Here is a 23,552-nt window from a genome sequence, read left to right as displayed (position 1 = left end):
TAAAAAATATAATAACCGTACCATACAGTGATTTAAATCTAGGACTGGCAGTCCTCCATGTTGTTTTATAATACGTTTAACGCGAGTACGGCGAGATAATAGATATAAAACAGAGGATTAATGATAAAAGCGGAATGGAAGAAATAAAAAGTTGTACCCAAAGGAAAAGTAGGAATAATGGAACATCACCAAACGCCCACCCCCACTTTCCAAAGGTACAATCCTGTTCTGCTCAATCGATGACTTTTGTAAATGGTTCATGCCTTTATGGGAACAAATGTTGTTAGAAGAAGGAAATCCCAAGAAAAGTCAGCGAGATGGGACAATGTCCCCGTCGGAAGTGATGACCTTACTCGTGTTATTTCATCAATCTAATCAACGTCATTTCAAAGGATTTTATACCCACTATGTTCCGCAGGTACTCGGGAGGGCGTTTCCGAAACGGGTCAGTTATCAACGGTTTGTTGAGTTATCCCAGTCAGTGATGATACCGCTCAGTGCCTACTTGCACAGTCGGCGGGTAAACTCTCGCGGGATTGCCTTCATTGACTCCGCCCCGTTAAAGGTTTGCCACAATCGGCGAATTTCACACCATAAAACCTTTGCAAACCTCGCACAGCGGGGGAAGAACTCCATTGGGTGGTATTTTGGCTTTAAATTGCATTTAGTCATTGATGATACAGGGGAATTAATCTCCTTTTTTCTCACCGCTGCGAATTTTGATGACCGCAAGGGCTTAAGGGCGATGACGCAATTTATTCAAGGCAAGTTATACGGTGACAAGGGCTATATTTCTAAAGCATTAAAGGCAACTTTGAAAACGCAAGGCATTGAATTAATCACGGGTGTCCGTAAAAACATGAAAAAAGAGCCGCTCAGTGAATTTGATACGATAATGCTAAAAAAACGCTCCTTAATAGAAACCGTCATCGGTCAGCTTAAATCATTCACTCAGATTGAACATACGCGCCATCGCAGTGTCTTGGGGTTTATGGTCAATGTCATTGCGGGGCTTATTGCTTACACTTGGAAGCTCCATAAGCCTTCTTTGATGTCTCGTATTCATCCTAAACTTGATGAGCACTTTAATTTGTTAAATCCTTCTCAACCTATTTTTATTTAAGTCATTTTTCGCCGTACTCGCGTTAATTCTGAAAATTCTGTGAATTCTGATTCAGACAAACAGAGACCTGCTAAGTTTTCAAAACCTAGCAGGTCTCTGTTTTATTTTATCTCGTAAAACTCAGGTTAATTTAACCGATTAAAAAGGGGATTTTGTCACAAAATCCCCTTTTTTTGGCAGTTTATTCGACTTTTACCCTAAACCAAGCGGCATACAGCGCAGGCAAGAAAAAGAGTGTTAAAACCGTTGCAACCAATAGCCCACCCATAATAGTGACTGCTAACGGTCCCCAGAAAACACTTTCTGATAAAGGAATCATCGCCAAAATTGCGGCGGCTGCCGTCAACATAATCGGACGGAAACGACGCACCGTCGATTCTACAACTGCTTGAAAATCAGACACCCCCATTTCTTTATCTTGCTCAATTTGGTCGACTAAAATCACCGAGTTCCGCATAATCATCCCCGCCAACGAAATCGCGCCGAGCATCGCCACAAAGCCAAAAGGTCTATCCAATAACAATAAAAATATCGTCATCCCGATAATGCCCAATGGCGCAGTCAGCAAGACTAAAAACGCCCGTTGCATACTTTGTAACTGCAACATTAACAAGGTTAAAATCGTAATCATCATGACAGGCATAACCGCTGCAATGGGTTTTTGCGATTTCGCGCTAGATTCAAGCGCGCCCCCCGTTTGAATTTCATAGCCTAGTGGCAATTTTTCCTTAATCGTGTTGATAACAGGCAATAATTGCATGGTCACATCGGGAGCTTGAATGCCGTCAACAATATCCGCTCGCACGCTAATCACGGGTAAACGATCACGTCGCCAAATTACGCCTTCCTCAAAACTATCCACCAATCGTGCAATCTGGCTTAATGGTACAGAATTGCCGTTAGCTAAAGGAATATTTAACTCGTCTATTGTTCCTAATAAACTTCGCTCGCTAGGAATTGCCCGCGCAACTACTTGAATTAACTTGTCTTCTTCACGGAATTCTGTCATATTCAACCCTGTTAAAAACGTATTTAACGTATTTGACAAAGTTTGTGAATCAATACCCAACTGACGCGCTTTATCTTGGTCTATGTCCAACTTCACAATTTTTGCTTTTTCATTCCAATCTAAATGCACATTGCGTGTATTCGGATTTGCCCGCATTGCCGTTGCGACTTCCTGCGAAATTTCACGTAACTTATCCAAATCTTTACCCAAAACACGGAATTGCACGGGATAACCCACAGGCGGACCATTTTCTAAACGGGTCACTCGTCCACGTAATTCAGGAAAATCATTGTTTAACAAATTACGGATTTTTTGCAAAACCACCTCTCGAGCTTCTCCGCCTTTTGTCATCACCACAATTTGCGCAAAATTCGCATTTTCTAATTGCAAATCCATGGCTAAATAAAAGCGTGGCGAACCATTACCAACATAACTCACATAATTTTCAATATTCGGGTCATTCGTTAAATGCTTTTCCATTTCTACAACGGCTTTTTCAGTTGCCTGATACGATGAACCTTGTGGCAACCATAAATCAATTAGCAGTTCAGGACGATTTGAGGCAGGGAAAAATTGTTGCTCAACAAAGCGGAAGCCATAAACCGCAGTTGCAAATAGGATAAACGTTAATAAAATAACGCTTTTCCGATATTTAACACAGAAAATAACCATTTTACGGAATGGGACATAAAAACCTCGAGAATACACATCAATTTCATGATGTTCTGGGGCGACATGTGTTCCTGTTGAATCTGTTGCCGTTTGATGTTTCTTGTGCTCAGGTAATAACACATAACCTAAATAAGGAATAAACAACACCGCGACAAACCAAGAAATTAATAAGGCAATAATCACAACTTGGAACATCGAAAAGGTATATTCACCCGCCGCAGATTTCGCCATCCCCACAGGTAAAAACGCCGCTGCCGTAATTAATGTTCCTGTCAACATCGGAAAAGCGGTTGAATTATAAGCAAAGGTTGCTGCATGAGCCCGACTCCAGCCCTGCTCTAATTTCAACGCCATCATCTCTACCGCAATCATTGCATCATCGACTAATAAGCCCAAGGCAATGATTAATGCCCCTAACGAAATCCGTTGTAAATCAATCCCGAAAAATTTCATCACCAAAAAAGTCGTTGCTAATACTAAGGGAATTGATAACGCCACAACCAACCCTGTACGAAAACCAAGACTTAAAAAACTAACAATTAAAACAATAATAACCGCCTCAGCCAACACCTTCACAAATTCTAGAACAGAATGTTCAACGACAGCGGGCTGATTGGAAACTTGATGCACATCGATACCAACGGGTAAATTCTGCTTAATCTGCGCCATTGCCACCTGCAATGCTTTCCCTAAAATGATGACATCGCCCCCTTTCCGCATGGAAACCGCCAAGCCAATTGCCTCTTTCCCCTCAAAACGCATTTTTGTTGTCGGTGGGTCTATATAACCCCGATAAACCGTTGCAATATCGCCTAAACGAAACACATGCCCATTAGTAGAAATCCCTAAATTACGGATACTCTCAACCGAATCAAACACCCCACTCACCCGCAAATGCACGGCATCACTTTCTGTATTAATCGTTCCTGCGGGTGCAATCGCATTTTGTGCCTGTAACGTATTGATAATTAAATTCGGGTCAATCTGCAACGACGCTAATTTACTATGTGACAACTCCAGATAAATTTTCTCTTCCTGCGCCCCAACAATATCCACCTTACTAACATCATCAATCCGCAATAACTCCTGACGCACATCATCGATATAATCTTTCAATTCCGCATAATTAAAACCATCTGCCGTAAACGCAAAGATAGACCCGAAAGTATCGCCAAACTCATCATTAAAAAAAGGTCCTTTGACCCCATTTGGCAAAGTATTCTGAATATCCCCTATTTTTTTCCGCACCTGATACCACACATCAGGTACTGCTTTTGCGGGCGTAGAATCAAGCAAATTAATAAATAAAGTACTCTCTCCCGATTTAGAATAACTCCGTAAAAAATCTAAATACGGCGTTTCTTCTAATTTTTTCTCTATTTTATCCGTAACTTGTTGTTCAACCTCTTCCGCACTCGCGCCCGTCCATAAAACCCGAACAACCATTGTTTTAATCGTAAATTCAGGGTCTTCCATTTGCCCCAACTGACTATAAGACAAAACCCCCGCCGCTAATAATGCAATTAAAAAATAACGTATTAACGCCTGATGTTGTAAAGACCATTCAGAAAGATTAGGAAGTGCCATAAATCACAACCTCATACAAGGAAAAGTAAATAAAATTCTTTACGTCTTTTTTTGACGATTAGTCAAAATATTAACAGAGGGTAATTTTTTGTCAATCCGTTGATACCGTGATACGAAAAATAAAAACGATGCTTGACAAAAATACGAACAATCGATAAAATTTCCTTCTTCAAATCGCAAGCAAAATGGCTATATAGCTCAGTTGGTCAGAGCGCGGCACTCATAATGCTGAGGTCAGTGGTTCAAATCCACTTATAGCCACCAACACCTTATAATCCTTAAATTTTCTCCCCTGCATTTTTATTAACTTTTTTTAATCTTCCGTTTTGACAAAAAACCCTTTCCGCTGTTAAAACCTCATTCAGCTTTAACACCTGATTTAATTCATCTTTGTGATTTTCTGCGACCGTTCGAGAAACTTGAAAAATATCCCGCTTTTTCTAATTTCTCTCAATAGATAGGTTAAAAAGTAGAATCAACTCTTTTCATCCTGATTCTGAATAAAAAACGATTCAAATAATTCATCCAAACTCGCTACTGTTTCCTGTAAAACAGCCGTCTGTAAATGTGCATAGCGTTCTGTCACATAGACATTGCTATGTCCTAACACTTCACCTATATGCTTTAAAGACTTCCCCTGTATCGCTAACCAAGACGCGAAAGTGTGGCGTAACGTATGCGGCGAGCAATCCGTAATCCCCGCTAACCGACACACTGAGGCAAAACTGCGCTTAATATCTCTAATCGGTTGCCCTGCAATCTGAAACACATAACGCCCATTCCTAACCTGATGTAAGCGTTCTAAAGCAAACAACGCAACCCGATTTAAAGGAACAGTCCGTGCTTTTCCCGACTTCGTTTTATGCAAGCGTAAACTGGCGGTATCCCGATTAAACTGCGTCCAGACTAAGCCTAATAACTCTTGTTTACGCATACCTGTATTAATCGCCAATAGGATAAACAACCAAAGATAAGGCGCTCTCCCATGAAATCGTGCTTTCTCAACCAACGTTCTTGCTTCTAACTGTGTTAAATACCGCTCCTTAGCAGGATTCTGTGCGGGCTTCTGGTTCAAGGTTGGGTTCGTCAAATTCCATTCCCATTGAACTGTGGCGTAATTAATTGCCGCACTTAAAACCGCTAATTCCCGCCTGATAGTCGAATCAGATACCCGAGAACGGCGATACCTCACATACTCCCCTATATCCTGACGACTCAAGCCCTCAATCGTTTTACCCCGAAAGAAAAACACTAAATTCCGAAAGCAAGCCCTATCCCGTTCAACGTTCACATGAACCCGCTTACCGCGCTTAATCTTTCCTAATGTTCCGACTTCCTCTAAATACGTCCGTACAAACTCACTAAACCCATGCTCCGCTTGCTTAGACTCCAAAAACGATAACACCTCACCCACTAAACCGCTTGGCACTTCTATTTGACACTTAATCTCACTCATTACTTAAACCCCTCTAACTTCCCCTCAATCTCCCCTAACTTCTTATCAATAAGCTCAATGTCCTCAAAAACGGATAAAATTTTATCCCATGTCTTTTTATCTAAGTTTTTAGGGTGTTGGGAATTGTTTATTAACGCAGTTTTAATTCTTAACTTAATCTCAATACAGCGCATACCCCAATTACTAAAAACTTCATCTATGTCATCTTGTTTATTTAGGCAAATCAGAAAACTATCATTTGTTTTAATAACTGCTTTCACCCGTTCCGCTGTGACAGGTTCATCAGAATTACAAACGGTCTCCCACACCTCCCGCTGTTTCTCAGGGGGTAAACCCACTAACGGTCTAACCTGCGCCTCATTCTTTGGCATGTCACCAACTGAGGACAAATTACGCACAACCGCGCTTGCATTAATCAAACGATGTGCATGTTGTCGGTGCATCTTCCACACCTCAACACAATACGCCTCGAAATTCTCATAACCCTTTAACCAATATAGTAAACGTACTATAAAACAATGCGAAGGACTGGCAGTCCTAAATTTAAATCACTTTGTGGTACGTTTACTATAGCAAGTCTGTCGGAACACGCGAATCGGTTTAAAGGACTAGCAGAGATTACTCTCTTCCCCGCGTAGCGGGGTAAAGCAGGAAGAAGGAAGAAAACCCCTATCCTTGTAAAATAGTTAAAGCAATTTTGTGCATTAAATAACTGTTTAATCTATAAAATATCGCCGAGCTCGGGTTATTTAGATTGCGCGTTGCCAAGTGAAACTTGGTAATGAGCAAATTATAAAATCTTGTTGAACTTAAGGGTTAGCGAAGTAGTTCAGTGATGATTTGAGGTGAAACAGGAATACCTTGAATAATCCACTTATCATGTTTAGCAGGGTGTAATTGTTGTGATGATAATGCAAGCTCTTTAAATAACTGTGTATTACCAAAAATAGAGCCAAATTTTTCATGGGTACAGACGTAAAACAATAAGCAATCATGGTGAAAAAGCATTAAGTCATCCCATGATTCTCCACCATGCCAATATAAACCGTCTATATTTTCAAAAAATATATCAAAATCATCAGTATATTTATTTCCGAACACCAATAACATCGCGTGACTATAAAGCGTTGTGCCTGCCCAAGTGTTAGCCCACCATGCTTGATGCATACATTTTTTTAGTATGGGAAATTCATCAAATGCCGCAACAAATGACTTTCTGCTTGCAGCACTTCCCTTGTCTTGAAAAAAACTCACGCCTGCATTAACAACAGCAAAATGTATTGCTTTTTTCCATAGCAATTTAAATATTCTTTCAGCGGGTTCATCAGCTGTTATATCAAATTGATATTGACCAAAAGGCTTATATTTTTTCTGTACCATCACTGAATTTACTCACTTTATTTTTTAAAGCAATGGTTTCATCAAGTTTTGATTCTAATAATTGATTATTCTGCCAAATCCCTTTTTGTTGTTTACCATTTATCGAGATAAATACGCCATAACCGTTAAATTTACCGTCTTTAAAATTGCCATCATATTGACTACCGTTTGCAAATTGGAGAGTCCCTTGTCCGTTATAATTACCATGGCGAAAATGACCTTGGTAACGACTGCCATTTGCATAAATTAGTGTTCCATATCCATGCCGTTTATTGTCACGAAATTCGCCTTCATAATAGTTGCCATTGTGTTGATGTAGAACCCCCCAGCCATGGTATGCGCCTTCCCAAAATTCACCTTCATAGCTTTCGCCATTGGGATATGAGAGTTTTCCTTGCCCATGAGGCTGATGCTCTCGGGTTTCTCCTTCATAACATTTGCCATCTAAAAAATGTAAAACAGCAGTGCCTGTACTTTCGTTAAAGTGTCCGTGTGTGAATTCACCGCTGTAGCTGTCGCCGTTAGCAAGTGTCAACATACCTTTGCCATGACGTTGATTTGCATAAAACTCGCCCTCGTAGTGTTCTCCTGTTTGCGTATCTTCTTTGCCATTGCCTTGACGTTGTCCTTGGTAAAACATGCCTTCATATTGGTATCCATCAGGATAAATTTGGATGCCATTACCATGTGGCTTGCCATCGTGGAGTTCGCCTTGATAACGGCTGTTATCAGGAAGTGTCATAAATTGGGTTGTTAATGATTCTTCTGGTAATTGTGTGCTGGTTGGTGTTGGGTGTGATTGGAGAGATTGAAACAGCACTGGGAGATGTTTGGGGCGTTCTGGGATAAAACGTTGATGTGGCGGAAAGCTATTGCTGACTGTAAGCCAGCTTTGTACTGCCCAAAGTGCGAGATTTTTATCAAAGCCAAGATTGTCGTGTAATCGTTGCGCAAGACGTGTTGTGAGTATTTGGCTAGGGGTGTCTAGTTTTGGGTGAAAGACTTCTCGCGCAATACCTTGTTTTAAAGCGTGTGTTAGTACGAAAATTTCTCGTTGATATTCTCCAGCACAGGCATCACGCAGGAGGGATTCTAAGCGTTTGGCATTGTGGCAAAGGGTTGTACCGTAGCGTTGGAGGAGTTCGGTCAGTTTTTCGCGGGGTAGGTCGTGCATGTCATGCGTTATGATCAAACAGGGTGTTAGCGGGGGAGTCGTTGTGCATGGTCTAGTTGGTAGAAAAATCCTGAGTCATTATTTGGCGTTAAATTAAAAATACCTTGTAGGCGTAATGGTCTAAAGGTATAGGGAATACCGTCCATGCTGTGAATTTCGATAATGCCTTCATTGCTGTCTGGGAGGCAATAGAAGCAGGTTGGGGGAAGGGCTGAGAGGAGGAAATGTTTTTGTATCTCATTGTTTTCTAAAGGTGTCATAAAGCCTTCTATGGTAATTGTTTTTGTGTTTAAGGCTTGAATGTCTGGATTAAAGCGGATTTGTGTATCTTCAATTTGTACTTGAGAGAGGGTTTTCCATGACACAATGCCAGCTTGTTCTGTCAGTGGTTCTATGGGTAATAGTGGGGTGTTTTCTTGGTCTAGGTCTTGGATATTAAAATATAATTTTGCTGTTTTGTCTTGTTCAGGGGTACTGATAGTGAGAACATCACGCCCGACAATTGTGGCTAAAAATACTGCTTCGGCTTGACCATTATGGTCTGTGGTTATTTGGTTATCTGAGAGGTGATTACCTTGGCGGGAGGAGAGTTGTAGCACTTGACCGCTTTCGGGTTCTCCTTTGTCATTGAGATAGTTGACTTGCAATTCGACATTGTCGCCTAAGCTGGTTTGAATAATACTGATTTGTCCCCAGCCGCGTAAATTTGGCACTTCAACATGTAGCCCTGATGCTGGGGGCGGTATGACATGGGTGTTATTGCTATCGGTTGTTGCTTGTGATTTCTCCACTTGAATAACGATTTCTCGTTGGCTGCCTTGTTGGTCTTGAATTTGTAGTGTATCCGTGCCTTGTTTGTTCGCTAGTATCATGACGTAAGCATCTCCCATTGCGTTGGTTATGGGCGTTTCGTCACCGATGTAATTACCGATTTTTGAACGAACTTGTAATACTTTTTCTGCCTGTGGATGTCCTTCAGCATCGTTGAGGTGAATCCGTAATTCTACTCCTTGCCCTAGGTTTAGATGTAATGGTGTACTTATTGTGGCGGACAAGGCAGGAATATCTACATGTATCTGTGTCGTGGTCGATGTGGTATCAGTACATGCTGTAATTGCGTAAAGGTTGATGCTGAATCCTAGCCAGTACAGTGATTTACGCATTGTTTTTTCCTTAAACCTAGGGTTTGATGACTTAGTGGAGTAATTCTATCTTAATTAACCTGAGTTTGACGATATTAAAAGTTAAAACAGAGGCTTGCTGTAAGTTCAGGCGTAAAATAGCTGAAGCTATTTTATGCCTGAACTTACTGTTTAACTTATAAAATATCGCTAAACTCAGATTAATTAAGATGTTGACCTGATTTCACTTTTTGTAGGTTTTCTGAAATAACAGCGTTATTCGGGTCTATTTTTAAAATTTCTTCGTACAATTGAATGGCTTCCATTTCACGATTTGTTGTTGCCAGAATGCTGGCTAAGTTCGCGCGAGCGGTGAGGCTTTCTGGATAATATTGAATTGCTTGACGGTAAGAGGCTTCGCTTTCTGCATAGCGTTTTTGTTCATAAAAAATATTCCCTTGATTAACGAAAAATTTAGAGCGGTCAAAAGGGCGTAAAGAAGGGGAAGCAATAGCTTGGTTAATCAAGGCAATGGCTTCGTCATATTCTTTTAACATGCGATGAGCAACAACAAGGTTAAGTATGGTTTCTACCGTAATACGTACTGATTGATTGCCATTCTCATCCGTTACGCGCGTCATTGAGTTTTGCAACGCTTGAATGCCTTCTAATGGACGGTTTGCTTGTATTAAGTGTTTACCTAAAATAATCCAGCCACGTTCTTTTTTGGGCGATTTTTGCGTATTGTCTTGCCATAGTGCGATGGGGTCACGCCATAATTGATTACGTTTCCATGTCATCACGCTGAGTGTGACAAGAATAATCAGGATAAATAGAAGGCTCATGCGACGGTCAAAGTGCTTATAAATCACTTCGAGTAAAAACCAAGCACTGAGTAAACATAAGCCGAGATTAGGTAAATAAGTCCGATGTTCGAAAACAACATCAGTAATGGGAATAACGCTAGATTCTACAAGATGTGTGAGGTAGTAGAAAAAGATACTTAACGCTAATAGGGGCAAGCGTTTAACACTGTAGAATGCGATGATAAGAATGCAAAGATGTCCACTTAAGGCAAGTAAAGCTGTTGTATCCCAAAAACTGCTGGCAATGGGGTAACTATAATCAATATGTTGCCCAATCGGGAAAAAAAACAGTGAGATATATGTCCATAAAACACTAAATTGTGTTGCTAAATAAATCGTTCTGGAAATTTCTTGGGTTTCTTGAGTTAAGGCTTGCATCGCAGTCAGCGAAAAAGGATTCGCTCCCAGCAAAAGAGCCAGCAAAGCCCAAATAATGAATAAACTTGCAATTGTTCCTACTGTAATCAGTTGTAAGCGTTTTTTATAAATGGGAAAGCAAAGTAGTTCTAAGAGTAAAAAGGCTAATGGTAATGTTGCGGTATTCTGTTTTGTAAAAAAAGCACAGAGGCAAAAAACAAGACACAGTCCTAACCAAGCAGATTGTTGAAGTGTGTTTTTTTCAAGACGGAGTTGTAAATAGCAAACTAAGGCGGAAATATAAAAAAGGGCAGCCATTGAGGCAAGCCGTTGCACAATGTAAGTGACTGCTTGAGTTTGTAGCGGATGTAAGACAAAGAGTAAAGCCACTAATAGCGGTAGCCAGTGTTTACTATTGTCGGTTAAATAGTGACGCATCACAGGGGTTTGCATCAAGCTGTGTACAAAAAGAAAAACGCTTAAACCCGCGAGCATATGAATGGCTATATTCACAATATGATAGCCAAAAACTTCAAATTGATGAACTTGAAAATTTAAGGCAAATGTATAGTAGCCCAGTATCCGCAGGGCTGAAAAATTCCATAACTCTGCTAATGTTCCTTTCCATTGATAAATGACAGGATTTTCTTGAATAGAAGAAAAATCATCTAAATAAAATGGAACATCAACAGTCTGTGCATAAACGAGTAACACTGCTGACATGATGAGAACAATGTGAGCATACCAACGCGAAGTAAGGGGCATCCTATCAGTCCTGAAACATGAGAAAAAAGAATAATTCAATTTTAACGTGCTTATTCGGTTAAAAACACCCAGATTTTTGCTTTACATAAGTCTCTTTCAGCCTGAAAAGCTGACAGCTTGACATGATTGCAAGCTCTCCTCATGACCAACAAAAAATATTTTTTACAAAGATTATTCGGCATTTTTTGTGCTAGATTTACGGGGCGGATAACAGTATTTTGGTTATCTGGATACCCCTTAAAATAAAGATGTACTCTTACTTCGCTTGGAGTTTGTATATGAAAAAACTGTTCGGTGCAATTGCGTTATTGGCTTGCTTAGGTGCAGCACCTTTAGTCAATGCAGCTGATGCAGTGGACTTAAAAGAAATGACCTGCAAACAGTTAGAAAGCATGGATGAAAACACACAATCTATGATGTTGTTCTGGTTAGACGGTTATTTATCTGGGGTAACAGACGATACCTCTTTTGACCCCCAAGCCCTTGGCGATTTTGTCAAAAATTTAGGGGAAGCTTGCAAAGCTAATGCTGATGGTAAAGTATTAGAATTAGCAAAAGAAGTTGGTATTGCTGAAAGCAAAAACTAGGCTTTAGGGTAGAAGCTAATTCTTGCCTGTTAGATTTTTGACAGGTAAGAATTAGATTGAACTTTTAATACAAAAACGGAGGTTAATATGCAAACACAAAACACTCGCTATTCACACGAAAACTATGATGTTTTTTATAAGGATGAAGATAATGCCCACTCGCAAAACTATGCCGTCAAAAACTCGGCAGGTGATTCATAACCCCATCGCACGCGCACCCATTTTACGAAAAGGGGGGGTACACGAACCATCAAAAACAGGTCAACGTATGCGCGATAAACAACAGTTACAACGCTCAGTACACACTTGGTTAACAGGAGAGCAAGAATAATGCAACACTTACGACAACAAATGACACTCAAACGACGATTTCCCGCCCATTATATTCCGCCTTACATTAGGTCGCGATGCACAACACCACAAATGTTGTACCCTTCACAACCTAATGTATTTTTAGTGAATCCCCCCCTCTCCAATTTATCCGCGCTTTCCTCATCCCACTTTCCAGCTTAATCGCTATTTATCTCAATCTGAAAAAATTTATTTTTTATATTCTATAAGCTACCTGATTTTTTCCATATTTAAAAACGAATAGGCACACTGTTTGATGTAATTTAGCTGTGTTATATCAAGATGATAACGCCTAGCATGTTGTTTCAGATTTTACAATTAGGTCATTACCTTAGCCACTTGAGACTTGTTTTTAATCTTGCTAGAATTTTAACGATCTATTCTTAGGAGTTTATCTAATGGCTAAACCTATAACACTACTTTTGTTTTTTGTCTTGTTAAGCTCTACCGCTTTAACACAAGCGATTAGCCGCGAACAACCAGAAACAGGGAAGGTTTATTGGATTGGTGGCACAGACGGTTTGTATATTGTTTCTGTAGAAACCAGCAACGGTCATTTAGTTGATGCGGTTTTTTCTCAAGAAGGCAACTTCAATATTGGTGATAACGTTCAAATCATCAAGGACAATGAAGATGCCGCAGAAATCAGTAAATTATAAGCGTTCACGGCGTACTCAGGGTAGGATACGCCTTCTTTCTACTTAAGACTTTTTCCCTTCATTTTTCTAAAAATTTCCCTAATTTTTTCCTTCTGTTTTTATTAAGATTTCTGTCATTATCTGTACATATTGACTCGTTAGACTGCAATCTATCAATCACCATATCAGTTTGATTGCACGTTATAGGGTGCTCATTATGTCGCTTCGCTTTCTTGCCTATGGCTTATTAAGCCTGCTCTATTTATTCCCTTGTCATGTTATTGCGGAAGAAACACCCAAAAAATTAGTTTTAGGACTTATTCCCAATGAATCCCCTGAGATATTAAAAGAACGTTACACCCGTTTTATACAACATATAGAACAAACACTTAATATTCCTGTTGAATTACAAACACCCGCTAGTTATGGCAACGTCATTGCTGAGATGCAAGCCAAAAAAATCGACTTTGCTTATTATGGCCCTAAATCCTATATAGAAGCCGCCGAACAAGCGAATGCACGGGCTTTTGTACGTTTATTAAGCGTGGATGGGAGCGAAGGTTATCACAGTTTTATTGTGACTTTAAAAGAATCAGGATTAAAACAGCTTTCTGATTTAAAAGAAAAACGCTGGTTATATCCTGACCCAGAATCAACTAGCGGTACTTTAGTACCTAACATGTTTTTTTATTTAGAAGCTCGTATCGACCCAAACACCTATTTTAGTCAGGTGGGCTATTCAGGCAGTCATGAAAAATCTTTATTGGCGTTAAACGCGAAAACGGCTGATGTTGTTTCCGTGAGCGAGAACGTTTTACGACGTGGTGAGGGGCAATCATGGTCTATGGATGACTTTCAAATTATTTGGCAATCCGAATTAATTCCTAACTCTGTTTTTGCTTATCGAGATGATTTACCTACGGCAACTAAAATCGCTTTAAAAAATGCGGTGCTAAATTTCCGTGATAAAGAAGGATTAGCGCAATTAAAAGTGGCTGGGTTTGTACCAGCTGAAGATGCCGATTATAACTTTATCCGTAAAATGAATGACTACGAAAAACGCTTATTAGCGCGTCGTCAATAGCTGGTTATTGTAGGATGTATGACAAAATTTATTCCTTCTTGGTTTATCCGTTGGGTTAATCTCGTGCCATTACGTTATGTATTTATTATTCCCTTCACGATATTACTTTTTTTGACAGTGAGTATTGTCGGCTGGTTTTCTTGGAGTAATGGGCAAACAGCCGTCAATACATTAGCGCAACAACTGCGTCAGTCAGTCAGTATTCGCATTCAAGACCATCTCCAGCATTATTTAGAAACGCCTTACAAGGTGAATCAATTTATACAAGATGCCGTCGCTTTAGGCTGGCTAGATATACAACAGTTGGAAACAGCACAATTGGCTTTTTTAAAGCAATTACAACTATTTGATGAAATGAGTTATATCCAAGTTGGCAATGTGCAGGGGGAATTTATTGGTATTGAACGCCGTGTGAGTCACGCATTTAGCCTTGATATTGCAAATGCACAAACAGCAGGAGATATGGAAACCTATTTATTAACGCCAGAAGGACAGCGAGAAGGTAATGTATTGTCGTTTGTGCCTGCTTATGACCCAAGACAGCAAACATGGTACAAGCGTGCAGAGCAAGCGCAACAAGCCCGTTGGAATATTCAGGTTGGGAAATCGAACTGGAGTGAAGTTTTTAGCTTTTTTGGGCAGACTTGGTTATCTATTACGCATAGCACGCCGTTATTTAAAAATGGGCAATTTGTGGGCGTTGTCGCAACAGACTTTACCTTAACCGCATTAAGCCAATTTTTACATGATTTAAAAATAAGCCCTCATGGACAAACTTTTATTATGGAGCGTTCAGGCATATTGCTCGCCAGTTCTAGCCAAGAGCCTTTATATTCTTTGGGCGTGACAGATAAAAAAGTACAACGGCTTTCTGCCTTAAGTAGTCAAACGCCTTTAATTCGACAAACAGCTGAATTTATTCAACAACATTATCAAAACTTTCAAGCCATCGATAAACGGGAACAACTAGAATTTTTGATTGAAGAACAACGGCAATTTGTGCAAATTTTGCCCTTTCGTGATGATTTTGGTTTAGATTACTTAATTATTGTCGTCGTACCTGAAAAAGATTTTATGGAACAAATTAATGCGAATACGGTAGCAACAATTCGTTTAGCAATAATTGCCTTGCTCGTGGCTTTACTACTCGGCTTTATTATTTCTTATTGGGTTATTCGTCCAATTAGCTATTTAAATCAAGCTGCGCAACAGTTAGCAACAGGACAGTGGACACAATTGCCAATTGAGCGACGCGATGAATTAGGCGCATTAACCCGCTCGTTCAATCTTATGGCAGGTCAATTAAAAGAAACATTTGATAACTTAGAGGAAAAAGTTGCACAACGTACCACGCAACTAGCTGAAAAAGCGACACAACTGGCTGAAGCAAATCAGCACATTCAATCATTGAATGAACAGTTACAGGCTGATAATGTTCGCATGAGTGCGGAATTGTCTGTGACAAAACGCTTGCAACAAATGGTATTACCGCGAGCGGAAGAGTTAGCCGAAATTGAATGTTTAGATATTGCTAGTTTTATGGAGTCTGCCACTGAAGTTGGCGGCGATTATTACGATATTTTACAAGGTGATGGGCGAATAAAGATTGGTATTGGGGATGTCACAGGACATGGTTTAGAAAGCGGGGTATTGATGATGATGGTGCAAACTGCTGTTAGAACCTTATTATCTTCCAATATTAATGACCCTAAAGACTTTTTAAGTATTTTAAATCGCACGCTATACGGTAATTTGCAACGTATGCAAAGTGATAAAAATCTGACCCTATCCTTGCTAGATTATCAAAACGGAACGTTACGCTTAAGTGGACAACATGAAGAAGTATTATATGTGGATAAATTGGGAAAAATTGAACGTATTGATACATTATCATTAGGATTTATGGTAGGTTTAGAGCCTGATATCACGGATTTCATTATGCATCGTGAAGTTCAATTAACGGCGGGTGAGGGAATTGTTCTTTATACTGATGGTATTACTGAAGCGATGAATGAACAGCGAAAACCTTATGGTATTGAACGGCTTTGTGCTGTCGTTAGTCAATATTGGGCATTGAGTGCGCAAGAAATTCAGCAGGCAGTGATTAACGATTTAAATCGTCATATTGGGGTGCGTAAATTACAAGATGATGTTACTTTGTTAGTGATAAAACAAAGAGATGTAAAGGATACAACACAGGTTCAGCCAATACTTGAAAAGGGTCTCTATTGCTAGCAACCTGAATTTGGCGGGATTAAAATATTGTCTGAATCAGAATTCACAGAATTAGCAGAATTAAAAAGCGTGATTCGCATTAATTTCTTGGTTTAAGGGGTTTAAATCCTGTTAATTCTGAAAATTCTGATTCAGACAAGCTGTTGTCTTTTTTAAAAGAAACTCGCCGAACTCAGGTTAATAATAAAATCTATTTTTATAAATGTGTTTTGGCATACCATGCAGCCCCTAATAAGCCAATTTGTTGATTTAAAATAACATAAACAGGGATTTTTGCATTAATAACTTGATAACGCCCTTTAGCGCGGAATGCTTGTAAAAAATAGGATGTTTGTAGGGCCGTTAAAATTTTAGGGGCAATGCCACCACCTAAATAAACCCCCCCATAACTTAAAACTTTTAATGCCATATTGCCCGCTTCAGCACCATAAATCTGCATAAAAATATCCAGTGCTCGCGTACATAAGACGCTATGTCGTGTCATCGCAAATTGAGAAATTAAAGCACTAGGGTCGGGCACAGTTTGTAATTGTCGCGTGATTTCTGGCTCTTCTGCCTGTTTATCGTATTCACATAAAAACTGATAAATCTGGAATAAACCCACCCCTGACAGCAAGCGTTCATAACTGACATGTTGATATTGACGTTGTAAAAAGCGTAAGAGTTCAATTTCTAGCTCAGTTTGCGGTGCAAAATCGGTATGTCCGCCTTCTGTCGCAATGACATGATGTTGTGAACCATCCCAATATAAAAAAGCTTCGCCTAAACCTGTGCCCGCAGCCAGTAAGGCAATATTACCTTGTTGTGCGGGTAATTCAGGGGTTAAACAATCATAATCGGTTGGGCTTAAATGTTGTATGCCATGCCCCATCGCTTCCAAATCATTTAATAGTTGAACGCGCATACAATGGGTTTGTTGTTGCAATTTATTGACGTGTAATGTCCACGGTAGATTTAAAGTTTGACAACTACCAGCAAGCACAGGACCAGCAACACCGAGACACATTGCGGCAATATGTGGCTTATTGACCTTGTGGAGAAAGGTTTGCAGCAACTCATCAAAATGTGCATACGCCGTGCTGCTATAGCTATATTGCACTAAAGGCTGCATAGTGCTTGAGTTATAAATGGCGAGTAAGGTCTTTGTTGCACCAATATCCCCCGCTAATATCATGATATTGTTCCACAAGTAGGACAGTTAGGATTTTTGTGCAGTTGCACATGACACCATTCGGCTGTTAAGGCATCAAAAATTAACATTCTACCTGTTAATGTTTCCCCGATATTCATGAGTAGCTTTAGGGTTTCTAAGGCTTGCATACTGCCTAAAATACCTAGTAGTGGCGCGATAACACCTGTTTGGCTACAGCTTTCTTGTATTTCTGTTTCGTGGGTAAATAAACAGCGATAACAAGGACTCTCTGGTTTTTCTGCGTGAAAAACGGCAATCTGTCCTTCTAAACGAATTGCTGCACCAGAGACCAATGGTTTACGCGCTTGTACACAAGCTGAATTAATGGCAAAACGAGTGCTTAAGTTATCACTGCAATCTAAAACGACATCAACTTGTTGGACTAGGTGTAATAAAGCGGTGTCTGTTAAAACATGGGCGATAGGCGTTACTTCGATTAAAGGGTTGAGTGCTTCTAATTTACGTTTTGCAGAAATCACTTTTAACTGCCCAATATCTTGGGTGCTATGCACAATTTGCCGTTGTAAATTGGACAATTCGACCATGTCAAAATCGCAGATATATAAATGTCCAACCCCTGCCGCAGCGAGATACATGGCAACAGGCGAACCTAAACCACCTACACCAATAATTAAAACTTTACTTTGTTGTAAACGGGTTTGTCCTTCTATGCCAACTTGAGGCAGTAGAATTTGACGGCTATAGCGAAGTAGTTGCTCATCATCCATGGCTGTATTCTCTAGGCAGGTACTCAAAAAGAAGCGATTTATACAAGCGTATTACGAGATAAGAATACAGTCTATCTTTTGCATATAAAAAGAGGAGTGAGGCAAAAATGCAAAAGGCAAGCTGGGCTCGCCTTCTTGTTACGCGCTAAACTCACATTTCCTTAAGGGTTTCATTAGTAGAGATAATGGCTTGTGATTATATTGGATTATTTATAAGCCATACTTGTAAATGGGTTAATGCTTTCATAAAGCAAACAGCTAATCCACTTTACACCATCATGTAACATACAGACACTATAATATTTAGTATTCGTTTGATTATTAGAATAATTATAAATCTCAAAATAACAGAGTGTTGTTTCTAATTGAGATTCAATAATCGCAAGGTCTGCTGTATGTTGGGCAAGGCGTTCAGCCTCAGAAATAGAGGATTGATTGAGGGTTAATAATTGCTTTTGAATATCATAAGCATTGGTACGACATTCTGTAGCATGTTCTTTATTCACAAAGTTATAAGGTTTTGCCTCTAGTGAGTGTATTCCCAATAATAGGTAACCTACAAACAGTGTAAAAACACTGGTGTTTTTGATTATTAAACAATGGTAACTCATCAGCACATCTCCACAGTATCAGGTCAGGATTTGAGAGGCGGACAGACAGAAAACACAATAATCGTAGGTAAATAAAGCACTAAAATTGAGACATCCCTACGGACTGCCCCCTCAGTTTCAGCACTATTCGTACCATTTGTTTAATCCTGTCAATGTTGCTTCAGGCTACACTTAGTGATTATTATTTCTAATATTTATTGAAATATTTTAAATATACCAGCCATTTAGTATTAATGATTTAAAATGGTTTTTATGGTATTTTTCATTCGTATTAATTATTAACAACTATTTATTTTTTACCCTTAATGTTATTTGTATTAGGAGTTTAGCGGGTCTGTTGGTAGGACTAAATACGCATATCTACGCATAAGCAAGCGACTTTATTGTGCATTGCATAATTTAAATAGATTGCAGAATTATCAGTCTATAAAAGGTTTATTGATGCTTAAATATCGTTGAATCTTTATAATTTTATTTAGTAAATAATTAATTAAAAACTATATTATTGCTAATTTCTTCTTTGATAACGACAGTAAAAAAACAAGTTAAGTTTTTTTCATCTATCATGTCACACTCACGTATAAAATCTACTATAACATGATTTATATCATGTTTTTACTTATGAAAACAGTTAATGTTTTCCTGCACAATGACTATCGATGACTATTTTTCTAAACAGTCGCAACTCGTTTCAAACCTGCGTATAATTTCTATTTTAAGATGATTTTGGAGTGATTATTAATGGCAATTGAACGTACTTTATCTATTATTAAGCCTGATGGCGTTGCAAAAAACATTATCGGCGAAGTGTACTCTCGTTTTGAAAAAGCAGGGTTGAAAATTATTGCTGCTAAAATGTTACATTTAACCCGTGAACAAGCCGAAGGCTTTTATGCTGTTCACAAAGAACGCCCTTTCTTTAAAGATTTAGTAGATTTCATGATTTCTGGTCCTGTCATTGTACAAGTTCTTGAAGGCGAAAATGCCATCCAGCAAAATCGTGATTTAATGGGCGCAACTGATCCGAAAAAAGCAACAGCAGGCACAATTCGTGCAGATTTTGCACAAACCGTTGATGAAAACGTGGTTCATGGTTCTGATAGCGCAGAAAATGCAAAGATTGAAATTGCGTATTTCTTTACAGAAAACGAAATCTGCAAACGTACACGTTAAATTGCCTTACTTATTCACAAATTTGTAACTGATTAAATTGCCTTCTTTATTCGGTCATTCTTATGATTTGTGAATACATAAACGGATATAATACTGGCGTTATATCCGTTTACTTGTTCTGTTGTTATCCCTATAGCCGATTGTTTTTATACAAAAAGCTAATCAATGAAGTGTTCTTATGGAAAATGTAGTTAATTTGTTGAATTTTGATCGTCAAGACATGACGACTTTTTTTACCGAACAATTAGGAGAAAAGCCGTTTCGTGCAACGCAATTATTGCAGTGGATACATCAACAGGGTGTAACCAATTTTGACGAGATGACAAATTTTAGTAAGGCACTTCGTCAACGGCTTCAAACCGTTGCTTGCATTACATTACCTAAAGTTGTCACGACACAAAAATCCGCAGATGGTACACGTAAGTGGTTGTTACAATTAGCAGATGGTAATTGTATCGAAACGGTGTTCATTCCTGAAGATGACCGTGGTACGTTGTGCGTTTCTTCTCAAGTGGGTTGTGCTTTAGATTGCCGTTTTTGTGCGACTGCACAACAAGGCTTTAATCGTAATCTCACACTGGGGGAGATTATTGCGCAACTTTGGCTGGCTGAACATGAACTACGAGCGGAAGGCTATCAGTTAGATGAAAGTTATGCACGTGTCATTAGTAACGTTGTGATGATGGGCATGGGCGAACCCTTAGCGAATTTCAATCATGTTGTCAAAGCGATGAAATTGATGATGGATGATTTTGCCTATGGTTTATCATGGCGACGCATTACGTTAAGCACGGCGGGAATAGTTCCTGCTTTATTACGTTTGAAAGAAGAATGTCCCGTTAATCTTGCCGTTTCATTACATGCAACCAATGACGAATTGCGTAATCAATTAGTTCCGATTAATCAAAAATATCCCATCGCCGAATTATTAGCTGCCTGTCGAGCCTATGTCGAAGAAGATAACCGCCGTCGTGTTACCTTCGAATATGTTATGTTAAAAGGTATTAATGATACCCCTGCTCATGCGCGAGCCTTGGTAAAATTACTCAGTCATGTTCCGTCTAAGGTCAACTTAATTCCCTTTAATCCGTTTCCACAAACGGGGTTTGAACGTTCAGACCCTGCAAGGATTGAAACATTCCGCGATATTTTAATCCAAGCGGGTATGATTACACTCACGCGCAAAACTCGCGGAGATGACATCGATGCAGCCTGTGGACAATTAGCAGGAAAAGTACAAGACCGCAGTCGCCGCCAACAAAAACATGTCCCTATCATACCCATTAAACAGGAGAGTTGTGGATGAAACACTATCCGTTTAATAAGGCATTATTGGTTGTTTCTTTGCTTGTACTTAGTGCCTGTAGTTCTCAGCCAACCACTAATGATATAGCCGAAAATACAATCGGTGAAAAATATAAGGCAAACGAGAAAGCAGAAATTTACCTACAATTAGGGGTACAGTACATGCAACGGGGGCAACGGGGGGATTATGACATCGCCTTAGAACGCTTAAAAAAGGCGTTATCAATAGACCCCAACTATCCTGATGCACATAATGCCATTGCGGTGTTGTATGAACGTATAGGACAAACTGAATTTGCTCGAGAACATTATGAACGAGCGGTTGCACTAAATCCGCGTGATTCAGATGCACAAAATAACTACGGTCAATTTTTGTGTAAGCAAAATCGCTGGGCTGAAGCAGATGCCGCTTTTATGAAGTCATTGGAAAATCCTGTTTATAGAACGCCAGAAATTCCCTATATTAATGCAGCATTATGCGCAACACGTAGTCAAAATTTTGATAAATCGGAAGCTTATCTGCGCAAAACCTTAGAGATTAACAAAAATTTTCCATTGGCTTTATATCAGTTAGCTAACTTATATTATGATAAAAAACAATTTGCTAACGCACGCGATTATTTAAAACGTTATGCATCTGTTGCGAAACATACGCCACAAACTTTATGGCTAGGTGTTCGTATTGAACGTATGTTACATGACAAAGATTCTGAAGCCAGTTATGCCATGTTACTGCGTTCTGAATTTCCAGAATCCGAACAAACACAACTACTTAATCAATCAGAAAGACAATGAACAGACGGGTTTATCCTTTATCTCCACAAGCTGTCAGACTGGAAACACCAGACTTAGAGACAGAAGACTCACTCGCAACTCCTACATATTCCGCTCCATTTTCGCCAGAGGTTGATATGAATTCAACAAGCCAAGCCTCTCGTCTTTACAGTATAAAAGACAATCAAAGTGATTCTATTGATGATGTGCAAGTGTTGACCAACAGCAGTGGAGAAGATGAAATAATAACGCAACCAACACTGGTATTAGATAGTCCTGAATTCAATCAAATGAAACCAGGAGCGCGATTGCGCTATATCCGCGAACAAAAGAATTTAAGTCTGGAAAGTGTCGCAGATAAGTTATATTTAAATCATAGTGTGATTCAAGCAATTGAAGCAGACGATTATACCCGTTTACCATCTCGTGTATTTGTACGGGGTTATATTCGTAGCTATGCAAAATTATTAGAAATTCCTGCCGACTCTTTGCTTGAAGCTTTTGGTGCAGATGAAACAACCAGTGTTAGCCAACCCCTGTTAAAAACCCCTGTAAAACATCGGAAACAAATGACTAGCCGTGATTCATGGGTCATTGTCGGAACAGTCATTATTATTCTGGTACTGATGTTACTCATGGCGTTATGGCATATTTATCCAGAAATTTCCCTGTCCAGTAATAGCGATAACACAAGTAATAATGGTGAAATCCCTGCACCACTGCCCACCAGTGTTGATGCAAATGGCACGGCTATTCCAATTCCTGTTCCCTTAAACGGTGGAACGGCTAGTAGCAGTACAGAATACACGCCCCCTTCAGAATCCAGCACGGATACGCCTGAAACAGCTACGAATGAGGGACAAAATGGACAACAAAGTATCCCTGTTGCAATTCCAATTACAATTAATCAACCGACTGCTTCTACAACGCCTGTCGAGCCGATAGTGATTCAGCCTAATGCACCTACTGGAACAACAGCCACTGAACATAATCCTAACGCATTAGTTTTAAAATTCACCCAAAAAACGTGGATAGAAGTACAAGACAGTACCAATAAAGTTTTATATAACGGCACGGCCTCTGCGGGTTCGCAACAAAACTTAACGGGTACGCCTCCCTTTAAATTTAAAGTAGGGAATATTTTTGGTGTTACTGTTGATTACAATGGCACAACCATTGATTCCAATAGCACGCCTGTTAAAGTACAACGGCGGTTTAGCTTAGGCACAGCTCCCGCGCCAGCTAATACAAATGAAGCGAGCGCGACAACAAGCAATACTACAACAACTGCGAATAAACCCAGTAATACCAGTAGTTCAGCCTTAAGCCGTGAACAAGCAACAACACGTCCTTCTTTTGAATAA

20 protein-coding genes and 1 tRNA gene are annotated in these 23,552 nt (G+C 39.5%); 11 read left to right on the top strand and 10 right to left on the bottom strand.

Going from position 1 to position 23,552, the window contains the following annotated elements:
• Positions 1 to 259 precede the first annotated feature (259 nt).
• Positions 260 to 1,123 (top strand): IS982 family transposase, encoded by an 864-nt coding sequence (locus tag BEGALDRAFT_RS17150; RefSeq protein WP_050978462.1) that lies wholly within the window; start codon positions 260 to 262, stop codon positions 1,121 to 1,123.
• Positions 1,124 to 1,304: 181 nt separating this feature from the next.
• Here BEGALDRAFT_RS17150 and BEGALDRAFT_RS17145 read toward each other — a convergent pair whose 3' ends face one another.
• Positions 1,305 to 4,391 (bottom strand): efflux RND transporter permease subunit, encoded by a 3,087-nt coding sequence (locus tag BEGALDRAFT_RS17145; RefSeq protein ID WP_002692220.1) that lies wholly within the window; start codon positions 4,389 to 4,391, stop codon positions 1,305 to 1,307.
• 187 nt (positions 4,392 to 4,578) lie between these two features.
• On the opposite strand from BEGALDRAFT_RS17145, the gene BEGALDRAFT_RS17140 reads away from it, so the two are divergent.
• Positions 4,579 to 4,655 (top strand) — tRNA-Met (locus BEGALDRAFT_RS17140).
• Between the two features lie 211 nt (positions 4,656 to 4,866).
• Here the strand turns inward: BEGALDRAFT_RS17140 and BEGALDRAFT_RS17135 are convergent.
• The 6 genes from BEGALDRAFT_RS17135 to BEGALDRAFT_RS17110 form a co-directional block, all read right to left on the bottom strand.
• The gene (locus BEGALDRAFT_RS17135; protein ID WP_002692218.1) at positions 4,867 to 5,847 is read right to left on the bottom strand and encodes a tyrosine-type recombinase/integrase; all 981 of its coding nucleotides are present in this window, start codon (positions 5,845 to 5,847) and stop codon (positions 4,867 to 4,869) included.
• A complete protein-coding gene (locus BEGALDRAFT_RS18580) occupies positions 5,847 to 6,290 on the bottom strand; it encodes a hypothetical protein (RefSeq protein WP_050978461.1) in 444 nt (147 codons plus the stop codon). Before BEGALDRAFT_RS18580 ends, BEGALDRAFT_RS17135 begins: the two co-directional genes overlap by 1 nt.
• Positions 6,291 to 6,663: 373 nt before the next feature.
• The gene (locus BEGALDRAFT_RS17125; RefSeq protein WP_002692216.1) at positions 6,664 to 7,227 is read right to left on the bottom strand and encodes a hypothetical protein; all 564 of its coding nucleotides are present in this window, start codon (positions 7,225 to 7,227) and stop codon (positions 6,664 to 6,666) included.
• Entirely contained in the window at positions 7,208 to 8,401 is a 1,194-nt protein-coding gene (locus BEGALDRAFT_RS18575; RefSeq protein WP_002692214.1) for an MORN repeat-containing protein, read from the bottom strand. Before BEGALDRAFT_RS18575 ends, BEGALDRAFT_RS17125 begins: the two co-directional genes overlap by 20 nt.
• Positions 8,402 to 8,427: 26 nt before the next feature.
• On the bottom strand, positions 8,428 to 9,564 hold the full coding sequence (locus BEGALDRAFT_RS17115) for an Ig-like domain-containing protein (protein WP_002692211.1): 1,137 nt from the start codon (positions 9,562 to 9,564) through the stop codon (positions 8,428 to 8,430).
• Positions 9,565 to 9,743: 179 nt separating this feature from the next.
• The gene (locus BEGALDRAFT_RS17110) at positions 9,744 to 11,510 is read right to left on the bottom strand and encodes a tetratricopeptide repeat protein (RefSeq protein ID WP_002692209.1); all 1,767 of its coding nucleotides are present in this window, start codon (positions 11,508 to 11,510) and stop codon (positions 9,744 to 9,746) included.
• Positions 11,511 to 11,788: 278 nt separating this feature from the next.
• Here BEGALDRAFT_RS17110 and BEGALDRAFT_RS17105 point away from each other — a divergent pair, with 278 nt between their 5' ends.
• The 5 genes from BEGALDRAFT_RS17105 to BEGALDRAFT_RS17085 all read left to right on the top strand — a co-directional run bounded on the left by BEGALDRAFT_RS17105 (position 11,789) and on the right by BEGALDRAFT_RS17085 (position 16,405).
• A complete protein-coding gene (locus BEGALDRAFT_RS17105) occupies positions 11,789 to 12,097 on the top strand; it encodes an HdeA/HdeB family chaperone (protein ID WP_002692207.1) in 309 nt (102 codons plus the stop codon).
• 151 nt (positions 12,098 to 12,248) lie between these two features.
• A complete protein-coding gene (locus BEGALDRAFT_RS17100) occupies positions 12,249 to 12,428 on the top strand; it encodes a hypothetical protein (protein ID WP_002692203.1) in 180 nt (59 codons plus the stop codon).
• 418 nt (positions 12,429 to 12,846) lie between these two features.
• Positions 12,847 to 13,107 carry a hypothetical protein gene (locus BEGALDRAFT_RS17095; RefSeq protein WP_002692199.1) on the top strand — a complete coding sequence of 87 codons (261 nt, stop codon included), beginning with the start codon at positions 12,847 to 12,849 and terminating at the stop codon, positions 13,105 to 13,107.
• 196 nt (positions 13,108 to 13,303) lie between these two features.
• Positions 13,304 to 14,170 (top strand): phosphate/phosphite/phosphonate ABC transporter substrate-binding protein, encoded by an 867-nt coding sequence (gene phnD / locus BEGALDRAFT_RS17090; protein WP_002692197.1) that lies wholly within the window; start codon positions 13,304 to 13,306, stop codon positions 14,168 to 14,170.
• An 18-nt stretch (positions 14,171 to 14,188) separates the two neighbouring features.
• On the top strand, positions 14,189 to 16,405 hold the full coding sequence (locus BEGALDRAFT_RS17085) for a SpoIIE family protein phosphatase (RefSeq protein WP_002692195.1): 2,217 nt from the start codon (positions 14,189 to 14,191) through the stop codon (positions 16,403 to 16,405).
• Positions 16,406 to 16,601: 196 nt separating this feature from the next.
• Here BEGALDRAFT_RS17085 and glk read toward each other — a convergent pair whose 3' ends face one another.
• The 3 genes from glk to BEGALDRAFT_RS17070 all read right to left on the bottom strand — a co-directional run bounded on the left by glk (position 16,602) and on the right by BEGALDRAFT_RS17070 (position 18,936).
• The gene (gene glk, locus BEGALDRAFT_RS17080; protein ID WP_002692193.1) at positions 16,602 to 17,579 is read right to left on the bottom strand and encodes a glucokinase; all 978 of its coding nucleotides are present in this window, start codon (positions 17,577 to 17,579) and stop codon (positions 16,602 to 16,604) included.
• Positions 17,576 to 18,325 (bottom strand): HesA/MoeB/ThiF family protein, encoded by a 750-nt coding sequence (locus BEGALDRAFT_RS17075; protein ID WP_002692191.1) that lies wholly within the window; start codon positions 18,323 to 18,325, stop codon positions 17,576 to 17,578. Before BEGALDRAFT_RS17075 ends, glk begins: the two co-directional genes overlap by 4 nt.
• Before the next feature lie 206 nt (positions 18,326 to 18,531).
• The gene (locus tag BEGALDRAFT_RS17070; RefSeq protein WP_002692190.1) at positions 18,532 to 18,936 is read right to left on the bottom strand and encodes a hypothetical protein; all 405 of its coding nucleotides are present in this window, start codon (positions 18,934 to 18,936) and stop codon (positions 18,532 to 18,534) included.
• A 741-nt stretch (positions 18,937 to 19,677) separates the two neighbouring features.
• Here BEGALDRAFT_RS17070 and ndk point away from each other — a divergent pair.
• The 4 genes from ndk (at position 19,678) to BEGALDRAFT_RS17050 (ending at position 23,552) form a co-directional block, all read left to right on the top strand.
• Positions 19,678 to 20,109, top strand: a complete 432-nt coding sequence (gene ndk, locus BEGALDRAFT_RS17065) for a nucleoside-diphosphate kinase (RefSeq protein WP_002692188.1) — start codon at positions 19,678 to 19,680, stop codon at positions 20,107 to 20,109.
• 178 nt (positions 20,110 to 20,287) lie between these two features.
• The gene (locus tag BEGALDRAFT_RS17060; RefSeq protein ID WP_002692186.1) at positions 20,288 to 21,415 is read left to right on the top strand and encodes a bifunctional tRNA (adenosine(37)-C2)-methyltransferase TrmG/ribosomal RNA large subunit methyltransferase RlmN; all 1,128 of its coding nucleotides are present in this window, start codon (positions 20,288 to 20,290) and stop codon (positions 21,413 to 21,415) included.
• Positions 21,412 to 22,209 (top strand): type IV pilus biogenesis/stability protein PilW, encoded by a 798-nt coding sequence (gene pilW / locus BEGALDRAFT_RS17055; protein ID WP_002692184.1) that lies wholly within the window; start codon positions 21,412 to 21,414, stop codon positions 22,207 to 22,209. Before BEGALDRAFT_RS17060 ends, pilW begins: the two co-directional genes overlap by 4 nt.
• The gene (locus BEGALDRAFT_RS17050; protein WP_002692182.1) at positions 22,206 to 23,552 is read left to right on the top strand and encodes a RodZ domain-containing protein; all 1,347 of its coding nucleotides are present in this window, start codon (positions 22,206 to 22,208) and stop codon (positions 23,550 to 23,552) included. Before pilW ends, BEGALDRAFT_RS17050 begins: the two co-directional genes overlap by 4 nt.

The sequence above is a fragment of the Beggiatoa alba B18LD genome, assembly GCF_000245015.1.
Taxonomy (GTDB): Bacteria; Pseudomonadota; Gammaproteobacteria; order Beggiatoales; family Beggiatoaceae; genus Beggiatoa; species Beggiatoa alba.
The sequence above is the reverse complement of the archived record's forward strand: the minus strand, read 5'-3'. Positions and strand labels throughout refer to the sequence as shown.